Raw genomic sequence first — 24,593 nt, 5'->3', positions numbered from 1 at the left:
AGCACGACGATGTCCTTCCTCTCGCACACGACCACCGCCGCCCGCACGGCCGCCGCCGGCCACGCCCGACGCAGGGGCGGTCCCGGTCCGCGGCTGCGGCGGGGCCTCGCGCTCGGCGTCGCCCTCGTCACGGCGGCCGGCACCCTCGCCGGCTGCGCGTCGGCGGGGTCGTCGACCCTCGACGAGTCCGCCGACGTCGAGATCACGATGTGGACGGGGCAGGACGACGCGGCGGGCCAGCTGCTCGACGACCTGGCGCAGGAGTTCATGGCCGAGCACCCCAACGTCACGCTGAAGCTGTCGCCCGGCGCCTCGTCCACCGAGCAGCTGCTGCAGAAGCTGTCGGCCTCGTTCGCCGGGGGCACCTACCCCGACATCTCGTACGCGTTCGGCTCGTGGGCGAGCCAGCTGGAGAAGTCGGGCCGCACCCTCGACATCAGCGACCAGGTCGCCGAGGCCGACGTGGCGTGGGAGGAGTTCCCGGAGGCGGCCCGCAAGACCGTGCAGCCGACCGGCGACCGCACCATCGGGTTCCCGGCGGTCGTCGACAACATCAGCCTGCTGTACAACGAGACCGTCTTCGACGAGGCGGGCGTCGCCTACCCGACGTCCGACTGGACCTGGGACGACTTCCGCGCGGCGGCCGACCAGCTGACCGACCCCTCGACGAACACCTACGGCTACGCGTACTCGGTGTCCGGCAGCGAGGAGACCACCTGGCAGCTCTGGCCGCACCTGTGGCAGAACGGCGGCGAGATCCTCAGCGAGGACGGCACCGAGGCCACCTTCGACGGCGAGGCCGGCGTCGAGGCGCTGACCCTGCTGCGCGACATGGCTGTCGACGACGAGAGCGTCTACCTCGACCAGACCGACACCAAGTTCGGCCCCTTGTTCGCGAGCGACCGGGTCGGCATGATCACCTCGGGCCCCTGGCAGCTCAACGACCTGAAGCTCGCCGGCACGAAGTACGGCGTCGTCGAGCTGCCGGGCACCGACGGCGACCACCAGACCGTCTCGGGCCCCGACGTGTGGGCCCTCTTCGACCACCAGGACGCGAACCGCGCCTACTGGTCGTACGAGTTCGCCGAGTGGCTGACCTCGGCCGAGCAGGACCTCCGCTTCAACGTCGAGTACGGCAACCTGCCGCTGCGCTCGAGCGAGGCCGACAGCCCCGAGTTCCAGGCCAAGGCGGCCGAGCTGCCCGGTCTCGACGTCATGCAGGCGAACGCCGAGAACGCCGTGCACGCCCGTCCGACGGTGCCGGGCTACGTCGACGTGTCGACCGCGGTGGGCCAGGCGGTGTCCGAGGTGCTGCAGGGGAAGGGCGAGCCCGAGGAGGCCCTGCGGCGGGCCGCCGACGACTCCGACGAGGCGCTGGGCGACCGGTGAGCGCCACCGCGACGCCGCCGAGGCCGTCTCCCGTCGAGACCCGAGGAGGCGCGGAGCAGGCACCGGCACCGGCGCGGTCCGGTCGTCGGCTCGGCTCCCGCCTCGGCGGCTGGGGGTTCGTCGCCCCCGCCCTCGTCATCGTGCTGGGCCTGTCGATCTTCCCGGCGCTGTGGGCGCTCCTCCTCTCCCTCCAGGAGTGGGACGGCTTCAGCACCCCCGAGTTCGTGGGCGCCGACAACTACGTCGAGCTCGTCGGCGACGCCGACCTCGGCGCGGCGGTCGTGCACACCGTGCTCTACACCGCCCTGTTCGTGCCCTCGGTCGTGCTCGTCGGCCTGTTCCTGGCCGTGGCCCTCAACCGCCGCATCCGCTTCGTCGGCCTCTACCGCACGGCGATCTTCGTGCCGTTCGTGGCGTCCGCCGCCGCGACCGGCATCCTCACCACCTACCTCTTCAACCCGCAGTTCGGGCTGATGAACAACCTCATGCGGGTGCTCCACCTGCCGCAGCAGGGCTGGCTCGAGGACCCGCACCAGGCCATGGTCGTCATCGCGATCATGTCGCTCTGGGGCCAGGCCGCCTTCACGACGGTGATCTACCTCGCCGCCCTGCAGGACGTGCCCGGCGACGTCGTCGAGGCCGCGCGCATCGACGGCGCGGGCCCGTGGCAGATCTTCTGGGCCGTGGTCTGGCCGCAGCTGCGGCCCGTCACGACGTTCGTCGCGATCTACATGACGCTGCAGGCGGTCCAGCTCTTCGACCTCGTCTACACGACGACGCGCGGAGGCCCCCTGAACGCGACCGAGACGATCGTCTACTACCTCTGGCAGACGGCGTTCCGCGAGCTCGACTTCGGCTACGGCTCCGCCGTCGCGTACGGCCTCTTCTTCGTCACCCTGATCGCCACCGTGATCGTCACCGTGCAGCAGCGCCGCGCTGCCGCGAGAGAACAGGAGACCCGATGAGCGTCGACGCCCCGGTGCTGCCGCGCCGCCCCCTCGACACCGCCGAGTCGGTGACCACGCCGCCCGCGCCCCCGGCCCGGAGGAGGCGAGGCCTGCCGTTCAGCGCCTGGCACCTCCTGCTGTTGCCCGTCGCGGTCGTGTTCCTCGTGCCGTTCGTCGAGATGTTCCTCACCTCGGTCACGCCGGCGAGCGAGATCAACACGTTCCCCCGCGCGTTCTTCCCGTCGTCGCTCACGACGGCGGGCTACGAGCGGCTGTTCGCCGAGTCGGACATCCTGCACTGGCTCGCGAACACGGCCGTCGTCTCGGTCGTCGCCATCGCCTCGCACCTCGTGCTCTGCTCGCTGGCCGGCTACGGCTTCGCGCGGCTGAGGTTCCCGGGGCGCGACATCGGGTTCCTCGCCGTGCTCGCCACGATCATGATCCCGACCCAGCTGCTGATGATCCCCACCTACGTGCTCTTCGCCCGGGTAGGGCTGATCGACACCCTCGGCGCGGCGATCGTGCCGTGGCTCGCCTCGGCGTTCGGCATCTTCCTCATGCGGCAGTTCTTCCTCTCGCTGCCCGCCGAGCTCGAGGAGGCCGGCATGATCGACGGCTGCACGCGGGTGCAGGTGTTCTTCCGCATCGTGCTGCCCCTGGCCCGCCCGGCCCTCGCGACGCTCGCGATCTTCACGCTGCTCGGCTCGTGGAACGACCTCGTCTGGCCGCTGATCGCCATCAACGACGACCAGGCGTTCACGCTGCAGCTCGGCCTCACGAACTTCCAGGGCAACCGGCGCACCGACTGGAGCCTGCTCATGGCCGGCAACGTCGTCGCGACCCTGCCGCTCATCGCGTTCTTCCTCGTCGCGCAGAAGCAGTTCGTGGCGACCATGACGTTCTCGGGGCTGAAGGGATGACCCGCGTCCTCGTCGTCGGCGACGCCAACCTCGACCTCGTGCTCACCGGCGACGTCGTGCCGCGGTTCGGGCAGGAGGAACAGCTGCTCGAGTCGAGCCGCCTCGTGCTCGGCAGCTCGGCCGGGATCGTCGCGCACGGCCTCGCCCGGCTCGGGGTCGACACCGCCCTCGTGGCCTGCGTCGGCGACGACGACTTCGGGCGGGTCACGCTCGACCGCCTGCGCGACGGGGGCGTCGACACCACGGCCGTCCGGGTCGTCCCGGGCCGGGCGACCGGTCTCTCGGTGATCCTCTCCGCCCCGCACGACCGCTCCATCCTCACCGACACCGGGGCGATGACCGACGTCGCGGTCGCCGACGTGCGGGCGGCCCTCGACGGCGCCCGGCGCGCCGGCCGGCCCTTCGGCCACGTGCACGTCGCCTCGTGGTTCCTGCTGCCGGGCCTCGCCGCCGAGCTGCCGGCCCTGTTCGCCGAGCTGCGCGCCGCGGGCACGACCGTCAGCCTCGACACGAACTGGGACCCGGCCGGCCGGTGGCAGGGGCTGCGCGAGGCCCTGCCCCACGTCGACCTCTTCTTGCCCAACCGGGAGGAGCTGCTCGCCGTCGGCGCCGTGCTCGGCGCCCCGGCAGAGCAGGGCGAGCGCGCGGCCGCGGCGGCGGTCGCCGCCCTCGGGCCCGCCCTCGTCGTCAAGGCCGGACGCGACGGCGGCTGGTCCCTGCGGGCCGGCGGCCCCGTCGTGCAGCACCCCGGCCTCGTGCTCGACGTCGTCGACACCACCGGCGCCGGCGACAGCTTCGACGCGGGCTACCTCGCGGCGTGGACCGCCGGCGTCGACGACGAGGTCGAGCGGCTGCGCTGGGCCACCACGGCCGGCTCGCTCTCGACCCGCGCCGCCGGCGGCACCGGGGCGCAGGCGACCCGTGACGACCTCGCCCGGGTCGACGCGTGATCCTCGTCGCCGCCCTGAGCCCCGCGCTCGACACGACGTACGTGGTCGACGAGCTGGTGCCGGGCCGCCCGCACCGGCCCGCGCTGGTGCGCCGGGTCGCCGGGGGCAAGGCCCTCAACATGGCCCGGGCCGCCTCGTCGCTCGGCGCCGAGGTGCGGGCCGTGCCCGTGCTCGGCGGCCGCATCGGCGACCTCGTGGCCGAGCTGCTGCGCGCCGACGGCGTCGCGGCCGCGCCCGTGGCCGACGACGCCGAGACCCGCGTCTGCGTCTCGATCGCGTCGACCGCGGCCGGCGACCTGACCGAGGTCTACGAGCACGCCGTCCCCGTGTCGGCCGCCGTCGTCGACGCCGTGCTCGGCGAGCTCGAGGCGGCGCTGGCGCCCGGGGCGTGGCTCGCGGCGTCGGGCAGCATGCCGCCGGGCGACGGGGGCAGGGCGCTGCCGCGCCTCGTCGACCTGGCCCGAGCCTCCTCGGCCCGGCTCGCCCTCGACACCCACGGCGAGCCCCTGCGCCGACTGCTCGACGCGGGCACCCGCGTCGACCTGCTCAAGATCAACCGCGAGGAGGCGTGCGCCGCCCTCGACGAGCCCGCCGACGCCGAGCTCGCGACGCTGGTCGACGGGCTGCGGGCGCGCACGCACGGCACCGTGGTCGTCACCGACGGAGCCGCGGGCTGCCTCGGCGCCGACGACCACGGCCGCTGGCGCGTCGCCCTGCCGACCACCGCGGGGACGCACCCCGTCGGCAGCGGCGACTCGTTCCTCGGCGGGCTCGTCGCCGCCCTCGACGCGGGGCTGCCGCTCGACCGTGCCCTGGCCGCGGCGACCGGGGCCGGCGCCGCGAACGCCGAGGTGCCGGGCGCGGCCGTGCTCGACCCCGGCCGGGCGCGCGAGATCGCCGACCTCGTGCGCGTCGTGCCCGCCTGACCCGGGCCCGCCCGACCCCCCTCCCCGATCGACCACCGCGACAGAGAGACCCCCATGCAGTTCACCTTCGACTTCGGCGACGCGACCTTCGCCGCCAACGTGACCGCGCCTCCCGTGCGCACCGACACCGGCTGGATCGTGCCCGCCGGCCCGCTCGCGGTGCTGCACCCGTTCGGCGACACCGAGTTCTACCGGCACGGCTGGAACTCGTGGAGCCCCAGCGGCTGGGCCAGGACCGACGGCGAGACCATCGGCATCAAGGACAGCCCCGAGCGCCTGCTCACCGCCGACGACGCCGCCGTCGAGACGCCGCACGCCCACTCGGGCAGCGCCGTCGGGGCGGTCGCCGCGCCCGACGGCCGCGTGCTGCTCGTCGGCAGCCTCGGCCTCGGCACCCCGCGCGTCGGGGCCGACCGCGACGTGCTCTGGGGCCGCAGCGAGCAGGACCTCGCCGAGTGGTTCGTGGCCTTCGGCCCCGAGCTCGAGGTGTTCGCCGACTACGCGCGCCTCGTCTCGGAGCGCCTCGGCCGCCGCACGCGCCGCGCGGGCACGGTCTGGAGCAGCTGGTACTCGTTCTTCGAGTCGATCGACGAGGGGCTCGTCGCCCGCACGGTCGCCGACCTCGAGGGGCAGCCGGTCGACGTGTTCCAGATAGACGACGGCTGGGAGCCGATCGTCGGCGACTGGACGGCCGGGCCCGACTTCCCGTCGGGCATGCAGGCCACCGCCGAGGGCATCGCCGCACGGGGGTTCCGGCCCGGGCTGTGGCTCGCGCCGCTGATCGCCCTGCCCGGCTCGGAGATCGCGCGCACCCGCCCCGACCTCATGGTGCAGGGCGACGACGGGCGGCCGCTCGTCGCCGGCCACAACTGGGGCTCGCACTACTACGCCCTCGACACGACGCAGCAGGAGGTGCGCGACCACCTCCGCGAGGTCTTCGAGCGCGTCACCGGCTGGGGCTTCAGCTACCTCAAGCTCGACTTCATGTACGCCGGGGCGGTGACCGGGCGGCGCAGCGCCGACGTGCACCGCGAGGTCGCCTACCGCGACGCCCTGCAGCACATCCGCGACGTCGTGGGCGACGACACCTACCTGCTCGGCTGCGGCGTGCCGATGATCCCGTCCGTGGGCGTGCTCGACGGCGCCCGGGTCGGGCCGGACACGGCGGCGGTCTGGGACAACGCCGAGCGCCCCCGCGACCCCTCCGGCGCCGGCGCCCTCAACTCGATCGTCCAGTCGGTGAACCGGGCCTGGATGAAGGGGCTCTACGAGGTCGACCCCGACTCGGTGTACTTCCGCAGCGCGCGCAGTCTGCTCGGCGAGCCCGAGCGCGAGCTGCTGCGCGACACCGCCGCGGTGCTCGAGTTCCGCTCGACGTCCGACCCGATGGCGTGGCTCACGGAGGCCGAGCGCGAGGAGCTGGCCGCGTGGCTGTCCGAGAAGCCGACGGTCGAGCACGTGGGGCGGCACCGCTTCGTCGTCGACGGCCGCGAGGTCGATCTCACGGCCGTCGTCACGGGCGGGTACGAGCCCGAGCCGACCGCCGTCGCCGGCTGAGCCGGGCTGCCGGGCTGCCGGGCCGCGGGGCCGCGCCGGCCCGCGGGGCCTGGCGGGCCCGCCGGCCGTGATCGCGGGCCGCGCCGGCCTCAGACCCAGCGGCCCTGGCGCATGACCCTGTCGACCACGCCGGCCTCGTCGAGCACGACGAGGTCGGCCCGGTCGCCGGGCGCGAGGCCCGCCCCGGCCAGCCCCAGGGTGGCCGCGGCCGTCGCGGACGACGCGCGCACCGCCTCCTGCAGGCCCACGTCGTGCTCGCCGAGCAGGCGGGCGACGCCGGCGCCCACGGTGCCGGTGCTGCCCGCGAGCGACGAGCCGTCGGCGAGCATCGCGACGCCGTCGGCGACGACCACCTGCGACCCGGCGATCTCGTAGCGGCCGTCGGACCACCCGGTCGCGGCCATGGCGTCCGACACGAGCACGAGTCGGCCCGAGGAGGCGCGGCGGGCGATCTCGGCGGCGTCGCGCGAGACGTGCTGGCCGTCCAGGATCAGCTCGACGGCGAGGCGGTCGTCGGTCAGCGCGGCCCCGGCCAGGCCCGGCTCGCGGTGGTGCAACGGGCGCATGCCGTTGTAGACGTGGGTGACGACCGTGGCGCCCGCGTCGGCCGCGGCGTGCGCCTGCTCGGCCGTGCAGTCCGAGTGGCCCAGGGCGACCACGACGCCCGCGGCGACGAGACGGCGGACCGCGTCGACCGCCCCCGGCAGCTCGGGGGCGAGCGTCACCACGCGCAGGGCGCCGGCGGCGGCCTCGAGCAGCGACTCGACCTCGGCGGGCTCGGGGCCGCGCAGCAGGCCGGGGTCGTGGGCGCCGCGGCGGGCCTCGGAGAGCCACGGGCCCTCGAGGTGGACGCCGTCGAGCACGCCCTCGTCGACGAGCGGCGCGAGCACCCCGAGGGCGCGCGTGAGCGACGCGGCCGACGCGGTGGCCACGGAGGCGACCAGCCGGGTCGAGCCCGCCCGGTGGTGGTGGGCGGCGGCCCGCCGGGCCCCGTCCGCGTCGGCGGTGCCGAAGTCGACGCCGAGGGCGCCGTGCACGTGCTGGTCGACGAAGCCGGGCACGACCGTGCCTGCGACGTGCTCGGGGGGCAGGGCGGCGAGGTCAGTCGGCGGGGCTCCCGCGCCGCGGTCGAGCACGTGGCCGTCGCGCAGGGCCAGCCAGCCGGGGCCGACGTCGGCGTCGGCGGTGACCAGGCGGTCGACGCGGAGGACCTGCGTGCTCACGCCGCGCCTCCTGCGGTCGCGGTGGCCGCGGGCGACGTGGTGGCGGCGGGCGACCCTGCGGTTCGCAGCGCCTGCTCGGCGAGCAGGGCGGCGCCCACCATCGCGGCGCCGTCGCCGTGCACGGCCGGGACGAGCGCGGGGCGGCGCGAGTGGGCGAGACGCTCGTCGAGGGCCGCGCCGAGCGGGTCGAACAGCAGCGACCCGGCGCCGGCGAGGCCGCCGCCGACGACGAGCGTGGTGGGGGCGGCGACGGCCGTGATCCAGGTGAGGCAGTCGGCGAGCACGACGACCAGGTCGTGCCACGCCGCGGTCGCGTCCGGGTCGCCGGCCCGCACGCGCTCGACCACGGCCAGGGCGTTCTCCGCGCCCGCCCGTCGGGCGAGGCCGCCCGCCGAGGCGACGTCCTCGACCCGCAGCCCGGCCAGCGGGCCCGAGGTGAGCACCACCTGGCCGATCTCGCCGGCCCAGCCGCCCGACACGAGCGCGCCGCCGTGCTCGACGAAGGCCGAGGCGAGGCCGGTGCCGACGGGCACGAAGGCGAGCCCGCCGGCCGACCCGGCCCCGGCGCCCGTGGCCGCCTCGGCGAGGGCTCCGGCACGCACGTCCTGGCCGAAGCCGACGGGCAGCGAGGAGGCGCGCTCGAGCAGCGCACGGAGCGGCACGTCCCGCCAGCCCAGGTTCACGGAGGCGACCGCCGTGCCCGCCTCGTCGTCGACGATGCCCGGCACGACCAGGCCGACGGCGTCGAGCCGGCCCTGGTCGCGGGCGGCGTCGACGAGCTCGACGACCGCGGCGACGGTGCGGCGGCCGTCGGCGTCGCCGCGCGGGGTGGGGACGCGGCGCTCCCAGAGGGCGCGGCCGCCGGGGCCGGTCTCGACGAGGCGGGCCTTGACGGTGGTGCCGCCGACGTCGACGCCGAGCACACGGGGCACGTCGGTGCCCGGGGGAGGGGTGGTCATGGCGGTCCTCTCGCGGTGAGCCGGTCGCCGTCGAGGCGCCGGCGTGAGCGATCTGCTCGAGATCGCTCACTTCCGATCATCCTGCCCGACGATCACTATGATCGGTGGACCCGGCACCCGGCATCGTTCCAGGAGAGACCCGTGACCCAGCAGCAGCGCCTCAACGCCCTCCTCGAGCTCGTCAGCGAGCGCGGCAACGTGTCCATCGCCGAGATCGGCGAGGCCCTCGACATCTCGGCCGCGACGGCCCGCCGCGACCTCTCGACGCTCGCGAGCCAGCGCCTGATCACGCGCACCCACGGCGGCGCGGCGGCCCTCGGCAGCGGCTACGAGCTGCCGCTGCAGTACAAGATCGCCCGCCAGGCCGAGGCCAAGGTGGCGATCGCCCGGGCGACGGCGGCGCTGATCCAGGTGAGCGACACGGTCGGCGTCAACGGGGGCACGACCACGAGCGAGGTCGCCCGCGAGCTCGGCCGGAGCGAGCGCTTCGTCCGCGGCGAGGGCGACGACGGCGTGACCATCGTGACCAACGCCCTCAACATCGCCTACGAGCTGTCGGTGCGGCCGCACGTCAAGATCGTCGTCACCGGCGGGGTCTCGCGGCGGCAGTCGTACGAGCTGGTCGGGCCCATGGTGACGGCGTCGCTGGCCGAGATGGCCCTCGACGTGGCCGTGCTCGGGGTCGACGGCCTCACCGCCCGCTTCGGCGCGACGACCGTGCACGAGGGCGAGGCCGACGTCAGCCGTCAGTTCGCGTCCGTCGCGAAGAAGGTCGTCGTCGTGGCCGACAGCACCAAGCTCGGCCGCTCGACCTTCGCGCGCATCGCGCCGCTCTCGGCCGTCGACGTGCTCGTCACCGACGTGCCCGTCGAGCTCGAGCTGCGCCGCGAGCTCGACGCCGCGGGCGTCGAGGTGGTCGTCGCGACCGCCTGACGACCGCGGGTCCCGGGCGTCCCTCCGCCCTGTCCGGCGCGTACGCCGGGCGCGTCGCGGGCGGGCGCGCCCCCGCCGCCGGCCGGCGCCCCGCCGCGCCGCCTTCGTCGCCCGGCGCCCCCCGTTGCCGCCCGGCGCCCTGCCCGGCGTGTTTCTTCCGTGTGAACTCTGGCCACGGGGCCTACCGCTGATCGTTGACGCGTCTTATTGTCGTTTCGTGATCGTTTCGACTACATTCGAATCATGTTCACGCAAAGGAGCGATGACACGATGACCAGTCCCACCGCAGAGCAGGCCCCCGCCGCCGCGTCCGCGCCGCTGTGCGTCGGCGTCGTGGGGGTGGGCCAGCGTGCCTACATCGCCCACCACGTGGCCGCCTCCGGCGAGGCCGCCGTGCTCGTCGCCGCCGCGGACACCACCGCCGACGGCCGCGACCGTGCCGCCGCCCAGTTCCCCGGCGTGGCCGTCGTCGCCTCGCACCACGAGCTCGTCGGCCTCGTCGACGCCGCGATCGTGACGACCCCCGACGCCACCCACGCGACGATCGCGACCGACCTGTTGCGCGCCGGCGTCGCGGTCTACCTCGAGAAGCCGTTGGCGACCAGCGTCGCCGACGCCGACGCCATCCTCGGCGTCGCGGCCGAGACCGGCACCCCGCTCTACGTCGGGCACAACTTCCGGCACGCCGCCGTCGTGCGGCTGATGCACGACGTGATCGCGCGCGGCGAGATCGGCGAGGTGAAGACCATCTGGGTGCGGCACTTCGTCGGCAACGGCGGCGACTACTACTTCAAGGACTGGCACGCCGACCGCTCGCAGACGGGCACGCTGCTGCTGCAGAAGGCCAGCCACGACATCGACGTGGTGCACCTGCTCGCCGGCGCCTTCACGGAGCGCGTCGTCGGGATGGGCGACCTGATGGTCTACGGCGACGTCGACGACCGTCGCGAGCGCCCCGGCGAGACCGTCGACGACTGGTTCTCGTTCGACAACTGGCCCCCGGCGTCGGCGACCGGCCTGAACCCGGTCGTCGACGTCGAGGACGTCTCGATGATGATGATGACGCTCGGCAACGGCGTCGTGGCGAGCTACCAGCAGTGCCACTTCACGCCCGACTACTGGCGCAACTACACCGTCGTCGGCACGGAGGGGCGGCTCGAGAACGTGGGCGACACCGGCGGGGGAGTCGTCAAGGTCTGGAACCGTCGCCACGACTGGCAGGTCGCCGGCGACGTCGAGTACCCGATCGACGGGGTCGAGGCCGGCCACGCCGACGCCGACCTCGCCGCCGTCGCCGAGTTCGTCGCCTTCGTCGCCCGGGGCGTGCTGCCGAGCCTGTCGCCGGTCGCCGCCCGCGCCGCCGTGGCCGCGGGGTCGCTCGCCGCGGAGTCGCTGCGCGACGGCTCGACGCCCCGCGACGTGCCGCCGCTGCCGGACGCCGTCCTCGAGCACTTCGCCCGCCTGACCGCGCCCGCCGCACCCGCCGCGGTGCCGCGCCCGACCCGTTCCGCCCCTGCCGCCTCCTCTGCTGCACCCGACCCCGTCGCGCTCTGACGGACCGAAAGGACGACCCGATGCCTCGACCCTCCCTCGCCCCCCGTGGCGGCGTCCGCCGCCGTCTCTCCGTCACCGCCGCCGCGGTCGGCGTCGCCCTCGTGGCCGCCGGCTGCAGCTCGGCCAGCGGCCCCGCCGAGGCCGCCCCCTACGAGGCGGCGCCGAGCGACCTCTCCGCGTCGATCACCTACGGCGTCTGGGACCAGGCCCAGGTCGAGGCGATCGAGGCGAACCTCGACGGCTTCGCCGAGCTCTACCCCGACATCGACGTCAGCGTGAACGTGACGCCGTACGCCGACTACTTCACGAAGCTGCAGACCCAGGCGTCGAGCGACAGCCTGCCCGACCTGTTCTGGCTCAACGGCCCGAACTTCCAGCTCTACGCGAGCAACGGCAAGATCGAGCCGATCACCGGCGCCGTCGAGGCCGGCGACATCGACACGGCCGACTACCCCGAGGCGCTCGTCGACCTCTACTCGCTCGACGATGTGCAGTACGGCGTGCCGAAGGACATGGACACGATCGGCGTCTGGGTCAACGAGGCGCTCTTCGAGCAGGCCGGCGTGCCCCTGCCCGAGGCGGACTGGACCTGGGACGACTTCCAGGAGACGGCCGCGACGATCTCCGAGGCGCTGTCCGCCGAGGGCGCCTACGGCGGAGCCGGCGGCATGGACGGCCAGACCACCTACTACGACACCATCTTCCAGGCCGGCGGCGAGGTCGTCGCCGACGACGGGAAGGCCTCGGGCTACGACACCCCGGAGGCGGAGGAGGGCCTGCAGTTCTGGACCGACCTCATCGCGTCCGGCGGCTCGCCGAGCATCCAGCAGCTCACCGACACGCCCGCCGACCAGTGGTTCACCTCGGGCAAGCTCGCCATGTACTGGGGCGGCAGCTGGCTGAACGCCGCCGTCACCGACTCTCCCGTCTCCGGCACCACCGACGTGCTGCCCCTGCCCGCGGGCGAGGAGCAGGCCACCGTCATCCACGGCGTCTCGAACGTCGTCTCGTCCGGCAGCAAGGAGAAGCAGGCGGCGCAGGCGCTGCAGGTCTACCTCGCCGGCGAGGAGGCGCAGCAGCAGCAGGGCGACATGGGCGCCGTGATCCCCGCCTTCGCCGACACCCAGCAGGGCTTCGTCGACAGCGCCCCCGACCGCGACCTGCAGGTGTTCCTCGACGCCGTCGACTACGCGCGGCCGCTGCCCGTGTCGAAGAACGCCGCCGCGTGGAACGCCCTCGAGAACGCCGACCTGCCGGGCGCCTTCAGCGGCGACGAGCCCGTCGCCGACGTCGCCTCGTCGCTCGGCGAGCGCATGACCGCGCTGCTCGAGAAGGAATAGGCAGCGCCGATGAGCCACGACACGACCACCCCGACGAGGACGCCCGCTGTCCCCGCCGCGACCACGCCCCCGGCGCCCCGGCGCCGTGTGCTGCAGCGGGACGGCGCCTGGCCGTGGGTGTTCGTGTCGCCGCTCGCGGCCGGCATCCTCGTCTTCTTCGTCTGGCCGGTGCTGCAGACCGCGTACTACTCGTTCACGAGCTGGGGCGTCTTCGGCGGCTCGACGTTCACCGGCCTGGCGAACTACGCCCGGCTCGTCGTCGACCCCCAGCTCTGGACGGCGCTAGGCAACACGCTGATCTACACGGGCATCGTGCTGCTCGGCGTGCCGCTCGCGGTGTGGCTCGCCAGCCTGCTCAACACCCCCGGGCTGCGCTTCGCCTCGTTCTACCGCGTGCTGTTCTTCCTGCCCTACGTCGCCATGCCGACGGCCATCGCCATGGTCTGGCGCATCATCTTCAACGGCGACTTCGGCGTGCTCAACTACCTGCTCGGCCGGGTCGGCATCGAGGGGCCGTACTGGATCTCGACCCCCGGCGCCGCGATCGTCGCCGTCGCCGTCGTGGGGCTGTGGTCGTCGCTGGGCTTCGCGATGATCATCCTCGGCGCCGGCCTCAAGGCGGTGCCGCCCGAGCTGTACGAGGCGGCCGAGCTCGACGGGGCCACGCCGTGGCGCCAGTTCCGATCGGTGACCGTGCCCCTGCTCACGCCGAGCATCTTCTTCGTGCTCATCATCACGATCATCTCGAGCTTCCAGCTCTTCGACCTGCAGTTCGCGATCCTCGGCAGCCAGAACCCCGTGCTGCCGAAGAGCCTGTCGCTCGTCTACTTCTTCTACCAGCAGGGCTTCATCGCCAACGACAAGGGCTACGCGGCAGCGATCGCCATGTTCATCTTCGTGCTGATCGGCCTCGTCACCCTCCTCCAGTTCCGTCTCCAGAAGAAGTGGGTGCAGTCGTGACCGACCGAGCCGCACCGGTCCGCTCCGCGGCCGTGCTCAGCGATCCCCAGACCCTGTCCACGACGCCGGCCGCGCTCGCGGCGACGGCGACCCCGCAGGAGGCGCGGGCCGGGCGCGCACCCGGCGCCGGCGGTCCCGCGCGCGCACGCCGCGCCTCCTCGGGTCGTCCCGGTCGCCGAGGGCGGTCGCACGTCGTGCCCCACCTCGTGCTGGGCGTCGGCGGGTTCCTGATGGCGTTCCCCTTCTTGTGGCAGATCATCATGTCGCTGTCGACCAACGCCGAGGTGCAGAGCGTCACGCCGAACCTCTGGCCGGCCGAGCTGCAGTGGCAGAACTACGTCGCCGTGTTCGAGCGACTGCCGTTCCTCGACCAGCTGCGCACCAGCGTCGTCGTGACGGTCGTGCGCACCGTCGCCCAGATCGTGCTCTGCACCCTCGCCGGGTACGCGTTCGCGCGCATGAGGTTCCGGGGCAGCGGGGTGCTGCTGGCCGTCATCCTGTCGATCCTCATGGTGCCGTCGCAGGTGTACCTGATCTCGCAGTACCAGATCGTGCAGGAGCTGGGCTGGCTCGACACCGTCGCCGGCATCGTGGCGCCGGGCCTGTTCAGCGCGTTCGGCACGTTCCTGATGCGCACGGCGTTCCTGGCCCTGCCCGCCGAGCTCGAGGAGGCGGCCCGCCTCGACGGGGCGAACCCGTTCCAGGTGTTCTGGCGGGTCATGCTGCCGCTCGCGGTGCCGTCGATCAGCGTGCTCGCGATCACGACGGTGCTCTGGTCGTGGAACGAGCTGCTCTGGCCGCTCGTCGTCTCGACCTACAGCGACCGCATGCCGCTCTCGGCCGGGCTCGCGACGCTGATCGGCGACAAGACGACCGACTACCCCGTGGTGATGGCCGCGAGCCTGCTGGCGATGGCGCCCGTGCTGATCGCGTTCGTCGTGCTGCAGCGGCGCGTCATCGACGGGCTGGCGACCTCGGGGCTGAAGTAGGGGCGACGCGGGCGGGCTCGGGCGGGCTGGTCAGGCCGCGGCGCGGCGTGCGCGGCGGTCGACCTCGAGGCCGTCGAGGAGGCGGGTGTCCAGCGAGTGGGCCAGCGTGACCTCGGCGACCACCGCCTCCTTGTCGTCGTCGGACCACGGGGCGGCGTCGAGCTGCTCGCGGTACGTGGCGCGGAAGCAGGCCGGGTCGGCGACCTCGGCGAAGACGTAGAAGCCGACGCCGTTGACGTCGAAGCCGTAGTGCTTCTGCAGCAGCGTGCTGATGAAGCGGCCGCACGACAGGTCGCCGAGGTAGCGCGTGTAGTGGTGCGCGACGAACGCTCCCGCCGAGGCGGCGGCGACGGTGTCGAGCCGCTCGACGTAGGCGCGGGTGGCGGGCAGGGCGACGACGCGGTCGCGCCAGGCGTCGCCGAGCAGGAACTCGAGGTCGGACTCGAGCGCGGGCAGCCGGGTCGCGCCCGTCGTGACGAACGGGGCGGCGACGGGGTGGTCGGCCATGGCCCGGGCCGCACCCTCGAGCGCGCGGTACACGAACCAGTACTGCGCCACGAGCTGCGCGTAGTCGTCGACGTCGCAGGTGCCGCGCAGCAGGTCGGTCATGAAGTCGGCGCCGCTGCTGGTGCCGTGCCGGCTGTTCGTGCGGGCCCGCAGCAGCTCCGAGAAGGGGACGACGTCGTGGGCCACGGCGGACTCCGATGCTCGGATCGGGCGGTCGGTCGACCACCCGTCCCTGAACCGTACTTAGGTCAGCCTTACCTGCGCAAGCCCCCTGTGTCGTCGCCCTGTCTCGTCGCTCTCTCGTCGTTCAGGAAGTCGCGGGTGCGAGGTCCTGAACGGTGCACGGTCCAGGATCCCGGCTCCGGTCCTGGCGGGGATCAGGACGCATATTCCTGAATGAGGAGAGAGAGCAGGGGCAGCGAGGGGCGGGCGGGGACGACGACGGCCCCCGCTCCTCGGGGAGGAGCGGGGGCCGCCGGGGGTGCGGGCCGAGGCCCGCGGGTGCGGGCTACGCCTGCACGTCGCCGCGCCAGGCGCCGTCGGCCTGGCCCTTCGACTCGATGTACTGCTTGAAGTTCGCGAGGTCCTTCTTGATGGCGCGTCCGTCGGAGCCGATCGCCGCGCCGAGCTTCTCGAGCAGGCCGTCGGTGGTCCAGTCGATCTGCACGGTGACGCGCGTCTCGGTGTCGCTCAGCTTGTGGAACGTGACGACGCCGGCGTGGTCGACCTCGCCGCCGGTGCTCGTCCAGGCGACGCGCTCGTCGGGGTGCTGCTCGGTGATCTCCGCCTCGAAGGTCTTCTCCACGGGGCCGACCTTGACCTTCCACACCGTGAGGGTGGGGGTCGTCTGCGTGATGGACTCGACCTCGTCGAGGAACTTCGGGAACTCCTCGAACTGGGTCCACTGGTCGTACGCGGTGCGGACGGGGACGTCGACGTCGATGGTCTCGATGGCCTGTGCCATGGTGTTCTCCTCTGGTCTGTGTCGCGGGGCAGGTGAGCCCCTGAGGGGCCCACGCCCCTCTTGGACTCAGACCCGCCGCAGTAGACGGTAGGAGGCGCGGGCCGGGTGGGGCCACGTGCAGGGGCGATGGTCAGGTGGCGGGTGACGCGGCGTCCCCCGGCCGCGGCGGCGGGCAGGCAGCGTACTCGCCCTCGCGACCCGCGCCTCCTCGGCCCTGTCGACCCGCGCCTCCTCGGCCCCGGCTAGCGCGGCGTGACGGCCATGCTGCGGAACGACGCGGGGATCGCGAGCGTGCGCACGCCGACGTTGCCCGGCGTCGTGTCGCAGCCGGTGTCGGCGTACGACACGGTGGTCTGCGGCCCGCCCGACGACGCCTGCGCGGTCGCCGTGAGGGTGCAGCCGACCACCTCGACCGTGAGGTGCTGCCACTGGCCCTGCGGCACGGTCGCGGCGAGCGGCACCCGGGCGAACTGCCGCCAGGTGCCGCCGACGTGCTTGCCGATGATCAGCGACGTGCTCGAGATGCCGCCGTAGTAGCCGTCGAGCTTGTCGGTGCCGACGCCGGGGTTGCGCACCCGGACGTTGAAGCCGGCGTCGAGGTAGTTCGCCGACTGGGCGTTGAACCGCACCTCGCCGGTCAGCGACAGGTCGCCCCAGGTCTGCGACGTCTCGACGGACTTGTCGCCCTTGCCCGACTGCGTGTTGGAGTACGTCTCGGCGGTGGCGTCGTTGGTCCAGCCGCCGCCGTAGGTGGTGAACGACGGCGAGGCCCCCGTCGCCCAGGGGGTGTTCCACGTCGCCAGGGGAGGCGACACGGCGGTCGACCCGTCCGTCACCGTGACGAAGCGCCAGGCTCCGGTGCCCTCGAACTCGCGCAGCCCGACCATGCCCTTCTGGTGCACGGCGCTGCAGCCCTCGTCGAAGTGCCGGAACGACGTGACGGCGCCCGGGCCGCCGGAGCCCACCGTGCTCTGCGAGACCGTGATGTTGCAGCCGCGCACCTGCACGACGAGGTGGTACCAGGTGTTGTACGCGATGCCGCTGGGCACGTCGACCGAGCGGAGGAACTGGTACGACCCCTTGGTCATGCGCCCCAGCTCGAGCTTGCCGGTGGAGGTGACGTAGGCCCAGTAGCCGTTGTGCTCGTCGAGTCCGGGGGAGGGGTCGCTGACCCGCGCCAGCAGGCCCACCTGCTTGCCGGTGTCGAGCTTGACGTCGGCCTGCAGGGTGTAGTTCGTCCACTCGGGGCTGCCCGTGACGGCCTTGGGCGCGGCGCCCGCCTGGTCGTTGCCGCAGGTCTCGTAGTACATGCCGAAGTCGTTCGGCGTCATCGTCTGCCAGCAGCCGCCGTAGGTCGTCCAGTCGGCGGCGCCGCCCGCGAAGCTCGAGCGGTAGGGCAGGGCGTTCGTGGTGCGGCCGAACGACGCGGCCGTCGTGGCCGTGTTCGTGGTGCTCTGCACCGCGGCGGTGAACGCGCCGGAGGTGGGGCTGGCCGTCCAGAGCCCGGCCACGAGGGCGGTCAGCAGCAGGACGACGACGAGGAGGCGCCGGGTCGTGAGCGGGCCGGTCACGACGCGGGACGGCACGAGGCGCCCGGTCGGGGGGCGGCGGCCGGCGGTGCGGCCGGTCACGACGCGGCCGATCGTCGGCCGGGGGCGCCCTGCGGGGCGAGCCCGACGAGCAGGCACCAGAGCAGGGGCAGGCAGCAGACGAGGGCGAAGACGAGCCAGCCGAGGGGCGGCAGGTGCGGGGCGATCGAGACGACGAAGCCGCCGCCGGCGGGGCCGTCGGCCGAGAGCGCGGGCAGGTCGAGCGTGCCGACCTCGCCCGAGGCGAGCACGACCGACGAGCCGTGCTCGACGGCCAGGCGCGACGGCAGGAGCCCCGTCGAGACGACGGTGGCGGCCCCGCCGAGGCCGTCGTCGGAGGCGGTGGTCCAGAGCACGGTCGCCGCGGTGAAGGGACGCAGGGCCGCCGAGACCGCGGCGACCACGACGGTCGAGCCGACGACCCGCAGGGCCGAGCGGTGCGTGCGCGACGGCACGAGCAGGGTGACGGCCCAGAGCGCGACGCCGCCGACGACGAGCCAGGGCAGCGCCCGGGCGAGCCACCCGACGCCGGGCAGCAGCACGGCCGCGCGCCCGACGAGGTCGGCGTCGCCCAGCCGCCAGGGGTCGTCGGACTGGTTCGCGTCGCCGCGGGTGGCGACGCCCGTCGCGTCGACGTCGACGACGCGGTGGGTGAAGGTCGTGCCGGTGCGTCCGGGCGGGGTGAACGTCACGACGTCCCCCGCCCGGAGCTCGTCGACCGTGACGGGGGTCGTCACCACGAGGCTGCCGACGGGGGCGGCCGTGCCCATGGAGGCGGTGCGCACCACGAAGGTGCGGGCGCCGGTCAGGTGCAGCACGGCCAGCGCGACGAGCAGCCCGAGGGCGAGGACGGCGCCGGCGACGAGCAGCACGTCGCGGCGGCGGGGTCCGCGCCGCGCCGACGACGGCGCCGCGGCCGTGGTGGGCGCGGACGCGGTCGTCGACGGGGTCAGCCGGTGAAGGTCCACTTGAGCGGCACCGTGGCGGTGAGGCCCTGGTAGTCGTTGCCGGCCGTGCTCGCGAGCGTCACCGCGAAGCCGAAGTCCGCCTTCGCGCCCGCCGGGACGGCGGCGAGGTCGATCGTGGCGGTCCGGGCGCCGAGCTCGGCCAGGGTGCCCGTGTAGAGGGTGGTGCCGCCCTGCGTGAGGACGAGCGTGATCTTGCTGCAGATGTCGGTCGCCGTGCCGCTGGTGTCACCGGTCTTGCCCGAGACGCAGGCGCCGGTGCTCGCGAGGGTGAACCCGGTCGCGGGGAGGGTGCCGTCGTTGAACACGCTGACGGCGACGTTGCGGGTCGCCCCCGGCGTGAGCGCGCCGTTGCCGAACTTGTTGTTCGACGTGCAGGTCGCCGTGTTGCCGGTGCTCGACACGGACGCCTTGTCGGCGCCGTTGCTGTAGCAGGTGGCGCCCGGGGTGCCGACCTCGCGCATGAGGAGGGTGCCGGTCGTGGCGGTGTTGTTCGCGTTCGCGATGCTCGCGGTGAACGCCGAGAGCGTGCCGGACATCGTCAGGGCCATGAGCACGGCGGCGGCGAGGCCGGTGACGACGGCGAGGGGAGTCGTGCGGAGGCGCGCACGGGCGCGGTGGGACGAGGAGGCCATGTGATCGGTCTTTCGGTCGGGTCGGTCGGTCACGGTCGCGACCGGCGCGGCCGTGACGTGCCGATTCCCAGCGGCCCCCACGACGGTGACGACTGATCCTCCACCGGTCGATACGAGGCTATCGATGTCCGCAGAAGTGAGGACGCCCCAGTTCGGGGACGGGGACCTGGCCCGGGCGACCCTGAGGTCGGCCCTGCACGTCGGCTAGAGCAGGCCCAGCACCGTGAGCAGGCCGGCGGTCGCCGTGCCGAGGACGGCCAGGGCGGACGCGACCACGACGAGCAGCGTCACCCGTCGGTCGGTGTCGCCGAGCGAGGGCAGGTCGCCCTGGTCGGGGTCGGGGTACGTCATCAGGGCTCCCTCCGGTCGGCGCCTCGACCGCTCGAGGCGCGCCCAGCATGCCCCCCTGGTCGGCACGGCGCACCTGTCGCCACCGCCGACTTCGTTCTGCGGCCAGGGCTGCAGAGCCGAGGAGGTGCCCGGCAGCTCCCGGGGCCTGCTCAGCCTGCCTTCGGACCGCCTCCCGGGCCGTCGGTCAGGCTGCCGAGGTCGACCTCGGTCCCGGCGCCGCCCGGACCGGCCCCGACGTCGTCCGCACCGGAGCCCTTGCCCGGGCCGCCCGTGCCCGCGCCGTCGGTGCCCGTGCCGCCCGTGCCCGCACCGCCGTTGCCCGCACCGCCGTTGCCGTTGCCGCCGCCGTTGCCGTTGCCCGGCGCCTCCGGCTGCGTCGGCTCTTCGGGCTGGCTCGGCTCGGGCTCCTCGACCGGGTCGCTCTCGACCGGCGCCGGGTCGGCCGAGCTCGGCTCGTCGGCGGGCTCGGACGTCGAGGGCGCCGGCGCCGGCTCGTCCTCGGTCGACGGAGAGGTGGTGTCGGCGGGCTCGGTCGCCGCGGGCGCGGTCTCGGCCGGGGCGGGGGAGTCGCTCGTCGCCGGGGCCGTGGGCTCGTCGCCGCCCTGGGTCACGGCGAAGCCGACCGCGGCGGCGGCGCCCAGGGCGAGCGCCACGAGACCGGCGACGACGACGCCGCGTCGGCTGCGCCGCTCGGGCTCGTCGGTCGTCGAGCCGCCTCCTGCGCCCGTGCCGGCACCGGAGCCGGCGCCCGTCCCGTCGACGGCGGAGAAGCGCTCGGTCGCGGCGGCGGAGTCCGCCCAGCCGAGCGCCGCCCCGGCCCCGGCGGCTCCGGCCACGCCGGCCGCGCCGGCGGCCGCCGCCGGCATCCGACGCGTCGGGGCGTCGCCGCCCGCGCTCGGCATGAGCACCGTGGCGGCGCCGGTGCGGGCGTCGTCGGCGTGTCCGCCCCCGGCGGCCAGCGCCTCCGCGCGCGTGAGCACCTCCAGCGCCGTCGGTCGTGCCTCGGTCTCGCGCGCGGTCATGGCGCGCAGCACCGACGCCCACTCCGGCCCGAGCGCGTCGGGCACGGAGGGGTCGCGGTGCAGGCGCCCGGTGAGCGACTCGATCATCGAGCCGGGGAACGCGCGCTCGCCGGTCAGCGCCTCGAGCACGACGAGCCCGAGCGAGTAGACGTCGGACGCGGGCCCGACCCGGGTGCCGAGCGCCTGCTCGGGGCTCAGGTAGGCGGCCGTCCCGACGACGGCGCCGGTGGCCGTCACGCGGGTCGAGTCGACCAGCGACGCGATGCCGAAGTCGGCCAGCTTCGGCGACCAGCGGCGTCCCGGCACGGGCGAGGGGGCGAGCAGCACGTTGCTCGGCTTGACGTCGCGGTGCACGATGCCGGCCGACTGGACGACGTGCAGCGCGCCGGCCAGGTCGACGAGCATCTGCCCGACCTCGGTCGGGTCGAGGGGCCCCTCGTGCAGGCGGCCCGAGAGGGAGGGGCCGTCGACGAGCTCCATCGCCAGCCAGGCGGGCCCGCTGCGGGGAGCGACGTCGGCGTCGTAGAGGGTGACGAGGGCGGGGTGGCTGAGCGAGGCGAGCACGGCGACCTCGTTCTGTGCCCGCTGGACCTCGGCGGGGTCGGAGCCCTGGGCGCTGAGCACCTTGACGGCGACGGTGCGCCCGAGCAGCTGGTCGTGCGCGCGGTGCACCGTCGACATGCCGCCTCGGCCCAGCGTGTCGCCGAGCAGGTACCGGCCGGCGAGGAGGCGGGGGTCGTGTCGGTCGTCCACGGTCGCGTCGTCGTCCCGGTCGTCCATGCCCCGAGGCTACCGGGCGGCGGGGGCTCCGGGTCGCGACGCACGACGGCCCCCTGCCCGCTGGGGGCAGGGGGCCGGACGGCGCGCGTGGCCGAGGGCGGCTAGCGGGCGCTCGTGGGCGCGCCGGTCTGCTGCTGCGCGATCACCGAGCTGAGCCCGTCCAGGAACGCGCTCACGGCGGCGGCCTGGTCGGCGGGGACGTCCATCAGGAACCGGCGCACGTGCGGGGCGCTCGTGACGGTGTCGCAGGCGTCGCGGCCGGCCTCGGTCGTCGTCACGATCTTGCGGCGCCCGTCCGAGGGGTCGGGGGTGCAGACCACGAGCCCGGCGTCCTGCAGCCGGTGCAGCAGGTTCGACACCGCGGGCGACGAGAAGCCCAGCGTCGTGGCGAGGCCGCTCGGCGTCATGGGCTCGTCGGTCTGCTCCGCGGCGAGCACGAGGGCGAGGGCGTCGCGCTCGGTGCGGGGCAGGGCCCCCGCCGACGAGACCGTGCGGTCGAGGCGCTGCTCGGTGATGCGCCAGGCCTCGAGCGAGGCGTGCAGGCGTGCGGCCTGGATCTTCTGCGGCATGCGGGGTCGTGTCCTCTGAGTGATCAGGTCGTCGGGGTGGACGGGGGTGGCGGTGGTGCCGGTCGAGCCGTGGGGCTCAGTCCAGGTCGTCGTCGTCGATGGTGGTGTCGAAGTACGCGACGTGGTCGGTCGGGGTGCTCAGCAGGATGCGGGCCGCGAAGGTCACGACGCCACCGCCATCTCGCGCTGCACGGCCGGGCGGACCGACTCGGGGTCGACGAAGAAGCTCGCGTAGCTGACCTCGGCAGGGCCCGTGGCCGCGGCGACGGACTCGGCCATCGAGGCGACGACGTCGCGGACGCGACGGCGACGCGGGTAAGTCTCGATGCGGACGGCGGGCACCGAGCGGTCGCGCACGTAGAAGCTGTCGAGCTCGGCGGCCGTCAGCTGGGACGGGGCGGCGAGGCGGCCGGCGACGGCGGCGACGAGGCCCTCGTGCGACAGACCGCGCAGGTCGAGGCTCATCGGACGACCTCGGTGTCGAACAGGTCGGCGAGGTCGAGCGGCTGGGTCTCGGCGAGGAGGTGGTGGGCGGCGTCGGCGGCCGGGACGGTCGAGGCGCTCATGCGCCGGCGCCCATCGCGACGAGCATGCCGGCGATGAGGGTGCCGCACGCGGCGAGGGCCGAGGTGGCGACGACGAAGAGCGTCACCTGGCGGTCCGCGTCGCGGATCTCGGAGAAGGGGGAGTGCTGCGGGGTGTTCATGTCCTGCTCGTTCCTGGCAGCCCTGCGCTGCCCTCGAGGTGCATGTTCGTTCGGGTCCCGGAGCCCCTCGCGAGGCCCCGTGGGGATCTCGTGCGAGACCCCGTGAGCGCCTCTCTCGAGGCCCTCGTACCGCCGTGAATCGGTACACGAAGATAGTTACACGATCTCGCTAGTTCATCTAATTAGACCGACTAGCGAGTTCGCAGATCGGATATCCGCAGGGGCTCGAACGACCTGCGGCCCTGTCGGCCGCGCGCGGACGCAGCGAGCCCCCTCCGCCGGGAGGGGGCTCACCGGGGGAGGGGGCTCGATCGTCCCGGGACCGTTCAGGGGGCCTCGGGGCTGCGCAGCGGTCGGGCGGGGGCGGAGGTTCGGGTCGGTCACCCCGGGGCGCTGCGGTGGTCCGAGGCTACGGGGACCCCGGCGCCGCACCACGGGGGCTTGTCACCGCCCCGCACGAGGAGCTACCTTCTCTGGTCGCCCGTGTCGACGGCGCTCGCCCCGGCGTCCTCGCGCGGGGCGGGCAGGGCGGCCGAGGCGGCCGTCGGCGGCTCGGCGTGGTGCTCGAGCGGCGTCACGCGCACCGCGGCGATCCGGTAGCCCTCCATGCGCACGACCTCGAGCGTCGCCCCGTCGACGGCGATGGTGTCGCCGACGACGGCGAGGCGGCCGAGGGCGTCGAACACGTAGCCGCCGACGGTCTCGTAGGGGCCGTCCGGCAGCGAGACGCCGGTCTCCTCCTCGAGCTCCTCGACGATCAGGCCGCCCTCGACCTCTCGGGTCTCGCCCGCCTCCAGCACGCCTTCGCCGCGGTCGGCGGTGTCGTACTCGTCGTAGATCTCGCCGACGAGCTCCTCGAGCAGGTCCTCGAGGGTGACGATGCCGTCGGTGCCGCCGTACTCGTCGATGACGACCGCGATCTGGTGGCCCTCGTCGCGCATGGTGCTCAGGGCGCCGAGCACCTTCGTCGTGCCGGGCAGGGCGAGGATCGGACGGGTGATCTCGGCGACCGTGGTCGCGCCGTCGCCGCCGGCCGCGGGGACGGACGCCATGAGGTCGCGCACGTGCACGAAGCCGAGCACGTCGTCCCGGCTGGTGCCGACGACGGGGTACCGCGAGTGCGGCAGCGCGAGCACGTCGCGGTAGCCGTCGGAGACGGACGAGTCGCCGCTGAGGAACGAGACGTCGGGCCGCGGACGCATCACCTCGGCGACACGGCGGTCGTCGGCGTCGAGCACGTCGGCGAGGATGCTGCGGCTGTCGCGGTCGATCTCGCTCGTGTTCGAGATGATGTCGCGCACCTCGTCGGCCGAGACCTCGTCCTCCTTCTGGTCGGGGTCGAGCCCGAGGAGGCGCCCCACGGCGTTCGTCGACACGGACAGCAGCCAGATGAGCGGCCTCATCAGCCGGGCCAGGGCGTTCAGCGGCGGTGCGAGCGCCTTCGTGAAGGCGACCGACTTCTGCATCGCGAGGCGCTTCGGCACGAGCTCGCCGAAGACGAGCGAGAGGTACGCGACCACGAGGGTCATGCCGATCAGCGCCACGGTCGAGGCCGTGGCCTCGGTGAGGCCCAGGGCGACGAGGCCGGGCACCAGGTCGGGGGCGATCGTCGAGGCGCCGTACGCCGACGAGAAGAAGCCCGCGAGGGTGACGCCGATCTGCACCGCCGACAGGAACGTGTTGGGGTTGCGGACGAGCTGCCCGATCTTGCGGCCGCGCTCGCCGCTGGCTTCGAGGGCCCGCACCTGGCTGTCCCGCAGCGTCACGATCGCCATCTCCGTGCCCGCGAACACCCCGCCGACCAGCACGAAGAGCACGACGAGGCCGATGTTGACGAGGGTGTCCGAGTCCATGCGGA

General features: G+C 74.1%; 24 protein-coding genes. 11 read left to right on the top strand and 13 right to left on the bottom strand.

Annotated elements, in window-relative coordinates; translation table 11 throughout:
- The first annotated feature begins 9 nt into the window (after positions 1-9).
- From FHR78_RS05740 to FHR78_RS05715, 6 genes are read left to right on the top strand one after another with little or no spacing between them, the layout of a single operon-like run.
- Positions 10-1,389: an ABC transporter substrate-binding protein gene (locus FHR78_RS05740; protein ID WP_166759472.1), complete on the top strand. Its 1,380-nt coding sequence runs from the start codon at positions 10-12 to the stop codon at positions 1,387-1,389.
- Entirely contained in the window at positions 1,386-2,354 is a 969-nt protein-coding gene (locus FHR78_RS05735) for an ABC transporter permease subunit (RefSeq protein WP_166759471.1), read from the top strand. The genes FHR78_RS05740 and FHR78_RS05735 overlap by 4 nt, the downstream gene beginning before the upstream one ends.
- A complete protein-coding gene (locus FHR78_RS05730; RefSeq protein WP_166759470.1) occupies positions 2,351-3,256 on the top strand; it encodes a carbohydrate ABC transporter permease in 906 nt (301 codons plus the stop codon). Before FHR78_RS05735 ends, FHR78_RS05730 begins: the two co-directional genes overlap by 4 nt.
- On the top strand, positions 3,253-4,206 hold the full coding sequence (locus FHR78_RS05725) for a carbohydrate kinase family protein (RefSeq protein WP_166759469.1): 954 nt from the start codon (positions 3,253-3,255) through the stop codon (positions 4,204-4,206). Before FHR78_RS05730 ends, FHR78_RS05725 begins: the two co-directional genes overlap by 4 nt.
- The gene (locus tag FHR78_RS05720; protein WP_166759468.1) at positions 4,203-5,132 is read left to right on the top strand and encodes a PfkB family carbohydrate kinase; all 930 of its coding nucleotides are present in this window, start codon (positions 4,203-4,205) and stop codon (positions 5,130-5,132) included. Before FHR78_RS05725 ends, FHR78_RS05720 begins: the two co-directional genes overlap by 4 nt.
- 54 nt (positions 5,133-5,186) lie before the next feature.
- A complete protein-coding gene (locus FHR78_RS05715) occupies positions 5,187-6,689 on the top strand; it encodes a glycoside hydrolase family 36 protein (RefSeq protein WP_166759467.1) in 1,503 nt (500 codons plus the stop codon).
- An 89-nt stretch (positions 6,690-6,778) separates the two neighbouring features.
- Here FHR78_RS05715 and nagA read toward each other — a convergent pair whose 3' ends face one another.
- Positions 6,779-7,912: an N-acetylglucosamine-6-phosphate deacetylase gene (gene nagA / locus FHR78_RS05710; RefSeq protein WP_166759466.1), complete on the bottom strand. Its 1,134-nt coding sequence runs from the start codon at positions 7,910-7,912 to the stop codon at positions 6,779-6,781.
- Entirely contained in the window at positions 7,909-8,871 is a 963-nt protein-coding gene (locus tag FHR78_RS05705) for an ROK family protein (protein ID WP_166759465.1), read from the bottom strand. Before FHR78_RS05705 ends, nagA begins: the two co-directional genes overlap by 4 nt.
- A gap of 141 nt (positions 8,872-9,012) precedes the next feature.
- Between FHR78_RS05705 and FHR78_RS05700 the strand changes: the two genes are divergently transcribed.
- The 5 genes from FHR78_RS05700 (at position 9,013) to FHR78_RS05680 (ending at position 14,647) form a co-directional block, all read left to right on the top strand.
- The gene (locus FHR78_RS05700) at positions 9,013-9,804 is read left to right on the top strand and encodes a DeoR family transcriptional regulator (RefSeq protein WP_166759464.1); all 792 of its coding nucleotides are present in this window, start codon (positions 9,013-9,015) and stop codon (positions 9,802-9,804) included.
- 270 nt (positions 9,805-10,074) lie between these two features.
- Positions 10,075-11,358, top strand: coding sequence for a Gfo/Idh/MocA family protein (locus FHR78_RS05695; protein ID WP_166759463.1), 1,284 nt, complete (start codon positions 10,075-10,077; stop codon positions 11,356-11,358).
- Between the two features lie 20 nt (positions 11,359-11,378).
- Positions 11,379-12,698 carry an ABC transporter substrate-binding protein gene (locus FHR78_RS05690; RefSeq protein WP_166759462.1) on the top strand — a complete coding sequence of 440 codons (1,320 nt, stop codon included), beginning with the start codon at positions 11,379-11,381 and terminating at the stop codon, positions 12,696-12,698.
- A 9-nt stretch (positions 12,699-12,707) separates the two neighbouring features.
- A complete protein-coding gene (locus FHR78_RS05685) occupies positions 12,708-13,658 on the top strand; it encodes a carbohydrate ABC transporter permease (protein ID WP_166759461.1) in 951 nt (316 codons plus the stop codon).
- A complete protein-coding gene (locus tag FHR78_RS05680; protein WP_347878066.1) occupies positions 13,655-14,647 on the top strand; it encodes a carbohydrate ABC transporter permease in 993 nt (330 codons plus the stop codon). The genes FHR78_RS05685 and FHR78_RS05680 overlap by 4 nt, the downstream gene beginning before the upstream one ends.
- A gap of 30 nt (positions 14,648-14,677) precedes the next feature.
- Here the strand turns inward: FHR78_RS05680 and FHR78_RS05675 are convergent, their stop codons facing one another.
- From FHR78_RS05675 to FHR78_RS05625, 11 genes are all read right to left on the bottom strand, one after another.
- Positions 14,678-15,340: a biliverdin-producing heme oxygenase gene (locus FHR78_RS05675; protein ID WP_166759460.1), complete on the bottom strand. Its 663-nt coding sequence runs from the start codon at positions 15,338-15,340 to the stop codon at positions 14,678-14,680.
- A 322-nt stretch (positions 15,341-15,662) separates the two neighbouring features.
- Complete coding sequence (locus tag FHR78_RS05670; RefSeq protein WP_166759459.1) at positions 15,663-16,118, bottom strand: SRPBCC family protein; 456 nt, start codon at positions 16,116-16,118, stop codon at positions 15,663-15,665.
- A 242-nt stretch (positions 16,119-16,360) separates the two neighbouring features.
- A complete protein-coding gene (locus tag FHR78_RS05665; RefSeq protein ID WP_166759458.1) occupies positions 16,361-17,749 on the bottom strand; it encodes a hypothetical protein in 1,389 nt (462 codons plus the stop codon).
- Complete coding sequence (locus FHR78_RS05660) at positions 17,746-18,675, bottom strand: signal peptidase I (protein ID WP_166759457.1); 930 nt, start codon at positions 18,673-18,675, stop codon at positions 17,746-17,748. Before FHR78_RS05660 ends, FHR78_RS05665 begins: the two co-directional genes overlap by 4 nt.
- Complete coding sequence (locus FHR78_RS05655; protein ID WP_166759456.1) at positions 18,657-19,307, bottom strand: hypothetical protein; 651 nt, start codon at positions 19,305-19,307, stop codon at positions 18,657-18,659. Before FHR78_RS05655 ends, FHR78_RS05660 begins: the two co-directional genes overlap by 19 nt.
- Positions 19,308-19,511: 204 nt before the next feature.
- The gene (locus tag FHR78_RS05650; protein WP_166759455.1) at positions 19,512-19,658 is read right to left on the bottom strand and encodes a hypothetical protein; all 147 of its coding nucleotides are present in this window, start codon (positions 19,656-19,658) and stop codon (positions 19,512-19,514) included.
- Positions 19,659-19,807: 149 nt separating this feature from the next.
- Positions 19,808-21,460, bottom strand: a complete 1,653-nt coding sequence (locus FHR78_RS05645; protein ID WP_166759454.1) for a serine/threonine-protein kinase — start codon at positions 21,458-21,460, stop codon at positions 19,808-19,810.
- Between the two features lie 101 nt (positions 21,461-21,561).
- Entirely contained in the window at positions 21,562-22,029 is a 468-nt protein-coding gene (locus tag FHR78_RS05640) for a MarR family winged helix-turn-helix transcriptional regulator (RefSeq protein WP_166759453.1), read from the bottom strand.
- A gap of 162 nt (positions 22,030-22,191) precedes the next feature.
- Positions 22,192-22,494 (bottom strand): hypothetical protein, encoded by a 303-nt coding sequence (locus FHR78_RS05635; protein ID WP_166759452.1) that lies wholly within the window; start codon positions 22,492-22,494, stop codon positions 22,192-22,194.
- 97 nt (positions 22,495-22,591) lie between these two features.
- Positions 22,592-22,735: a hypothetical protein gene (locus tag FHR78_RS05630; protein ID WP_166759451.1), complete on the bottom strand. Its 144-nt coding sequence runs from the start codon at positions 22,733-22,735 to the stop codon at positions 22,592-22,594.
- A 464-nt stretch (positions 22,736-23,199) separates the two neighbouring features.
- Positions 23,200-24,588 (bottom strand): hemolysin family protein, encoded by a 1,389-nt coding sequence (locus tag FHR78_RS05625; protein WP_166759450.1) that lies wholly within the window; start codon positions 24,586-24,588, stop codon positions 23,200-23,202.
- Positions 24,589-24,593: the final 5 nt, after the last annotated feature.

The sequence above is a fragment of the Frigoribacterium faeni genome (assembly GCF_011761235.1).
Lineage (GTDB): Bacteria > Actinomycetota > Actinomycetes > Actinomycetales > Microbacteriaceae > Frigoribacterium > Frigoribacterium faeni_A.
The sequence above is the reverse complement of the archived record's forward strand: the minus strand, read 5'-3'. Positions and strand labels throughout refer to the sequence as shown.

What these genes read in the sequence shown, in the direction of transcription:
- FHR78_RS05740 (WP_166759472.1), top strand. Translation starts at nt 10, where the DNA reads ATGTCCTTCCTCTCGCACACGACCACCGCCGCCCGCACGGCCGCCGCC.
- FHR78_RS05730 (WP_166759470.1), top strand. Translation starts at nt 2,351, where the DNA reads ATGAGCGTCGACGCCCCGGTGCTGCCGCGCCGCCCCCTCGACACCGCC.
- FHR78_RS05725 (WP_166759469.1), top strand. Translation starts at nt 3,253, where the DNA reads ATGACCCGCGTCCTCGTCGTCGGCGACGCCAACCTCGACCTCGTGCTC.
- FHR78_RS05715 (WP_166759467.1), top strand. Translation starts at nt 5,187, where the DNA reads ATGCAGTTCACCTTCGACTTCGGCGACGCGACCTTCGCCGCCAACGTG.
- FHR78_RS05705 (WP_166759465.1), bottom strand. Translation starts at nt 8,871, where the DNA reads ATGACCACCCCTCCCCCGGGCACCGACGTGCCCCGTGTGCTCGGCGTC.
- FHR78_RS05695 (WP_166759463.1), top strand. Translation starts at nt 10,075, where the DNA reads ATGACCAGTCCCACCGCAGAGCAGGCCCCCGCCGCCGCGTCCGCGCCG.
- FHR78_RS05690 (WP_166759462.1), top strand. Translation starts at nt 11,379, where the DNA reads ATGCCTCGACCCTCCCTCGCCCCCCGTGGCGGCGTCCGCCGCCGTCTC.
- FHR78_RS05685 (WP_166759461.1), top strand. Translation starts at nt 12,708, where the DNA reads ATGAGCCACGACACGACCACCCCGACGAGGACGCCCGCTGTCCCCGCC.
- FHR78_RS05670 (WP_166759459.1), bottom strand. Translation starts at nt 16,118, where the DNA reads ATGGCACAGGCCATCGAGACCATCGACGTCGACGTCCCCGTCCGCACC.
- FHR78_RS05655 (WP_166759456.1), bottom strand. Translation starts at nt 19,307, where the DNA reads ATGGCCTCCTCGTCCCACCGCGCCCGTGCGCGCCTCCGCACGACTCCC.
- FHR78_RS05650 (WP_166759455.1), bottom strand. Translation starts at nt 19,658, where the DNA reads ATGACGTACCCCGACCCCGACCAGGGCGACCTGCCCTCGCTCGGCGAC.
- FHR78_RS05645 (WP_166759454.1), bottom strand. Translation starts at nt 21,460, where the DNA reads ATGGACGACCGGGACGACGACGCGACCGTGGACGACCGACACGACCCC.
- FHR78_RS05640 (WP_166759453.1), bottom strand. Translation starts at nt 22,029, where the DNA reads ATGCCGCAGAAGATCCAGGCCGCACGCCTGCACGCCTCGCTCGAGGCC.
- FHR78_RS05635 (WP_166759452.1), bottom strand. Translation starts at nt 22,494, where the DNA reads ATGAGCCTCGACCTGCGCGGTCTGTCGCACGAGGGCCTCGTCGCCGCC.
- FHR78_RS05630 (WP_166759451.1), bottom strand. Translation starts at nt 22,735, where the DNA reads ATGAACACCCCGCAGCACTCCCCCTTCTCCGAGATCCGCGACGCGGAC.
- FHR78_RS05625 (WP_166759450.1), bottom strand. Translation starts at nt 24,588, where the DNA reads ATGGACTCGGACACCCTCGTCAACATCGGCCTCGTCGTGCTCTTCGTG.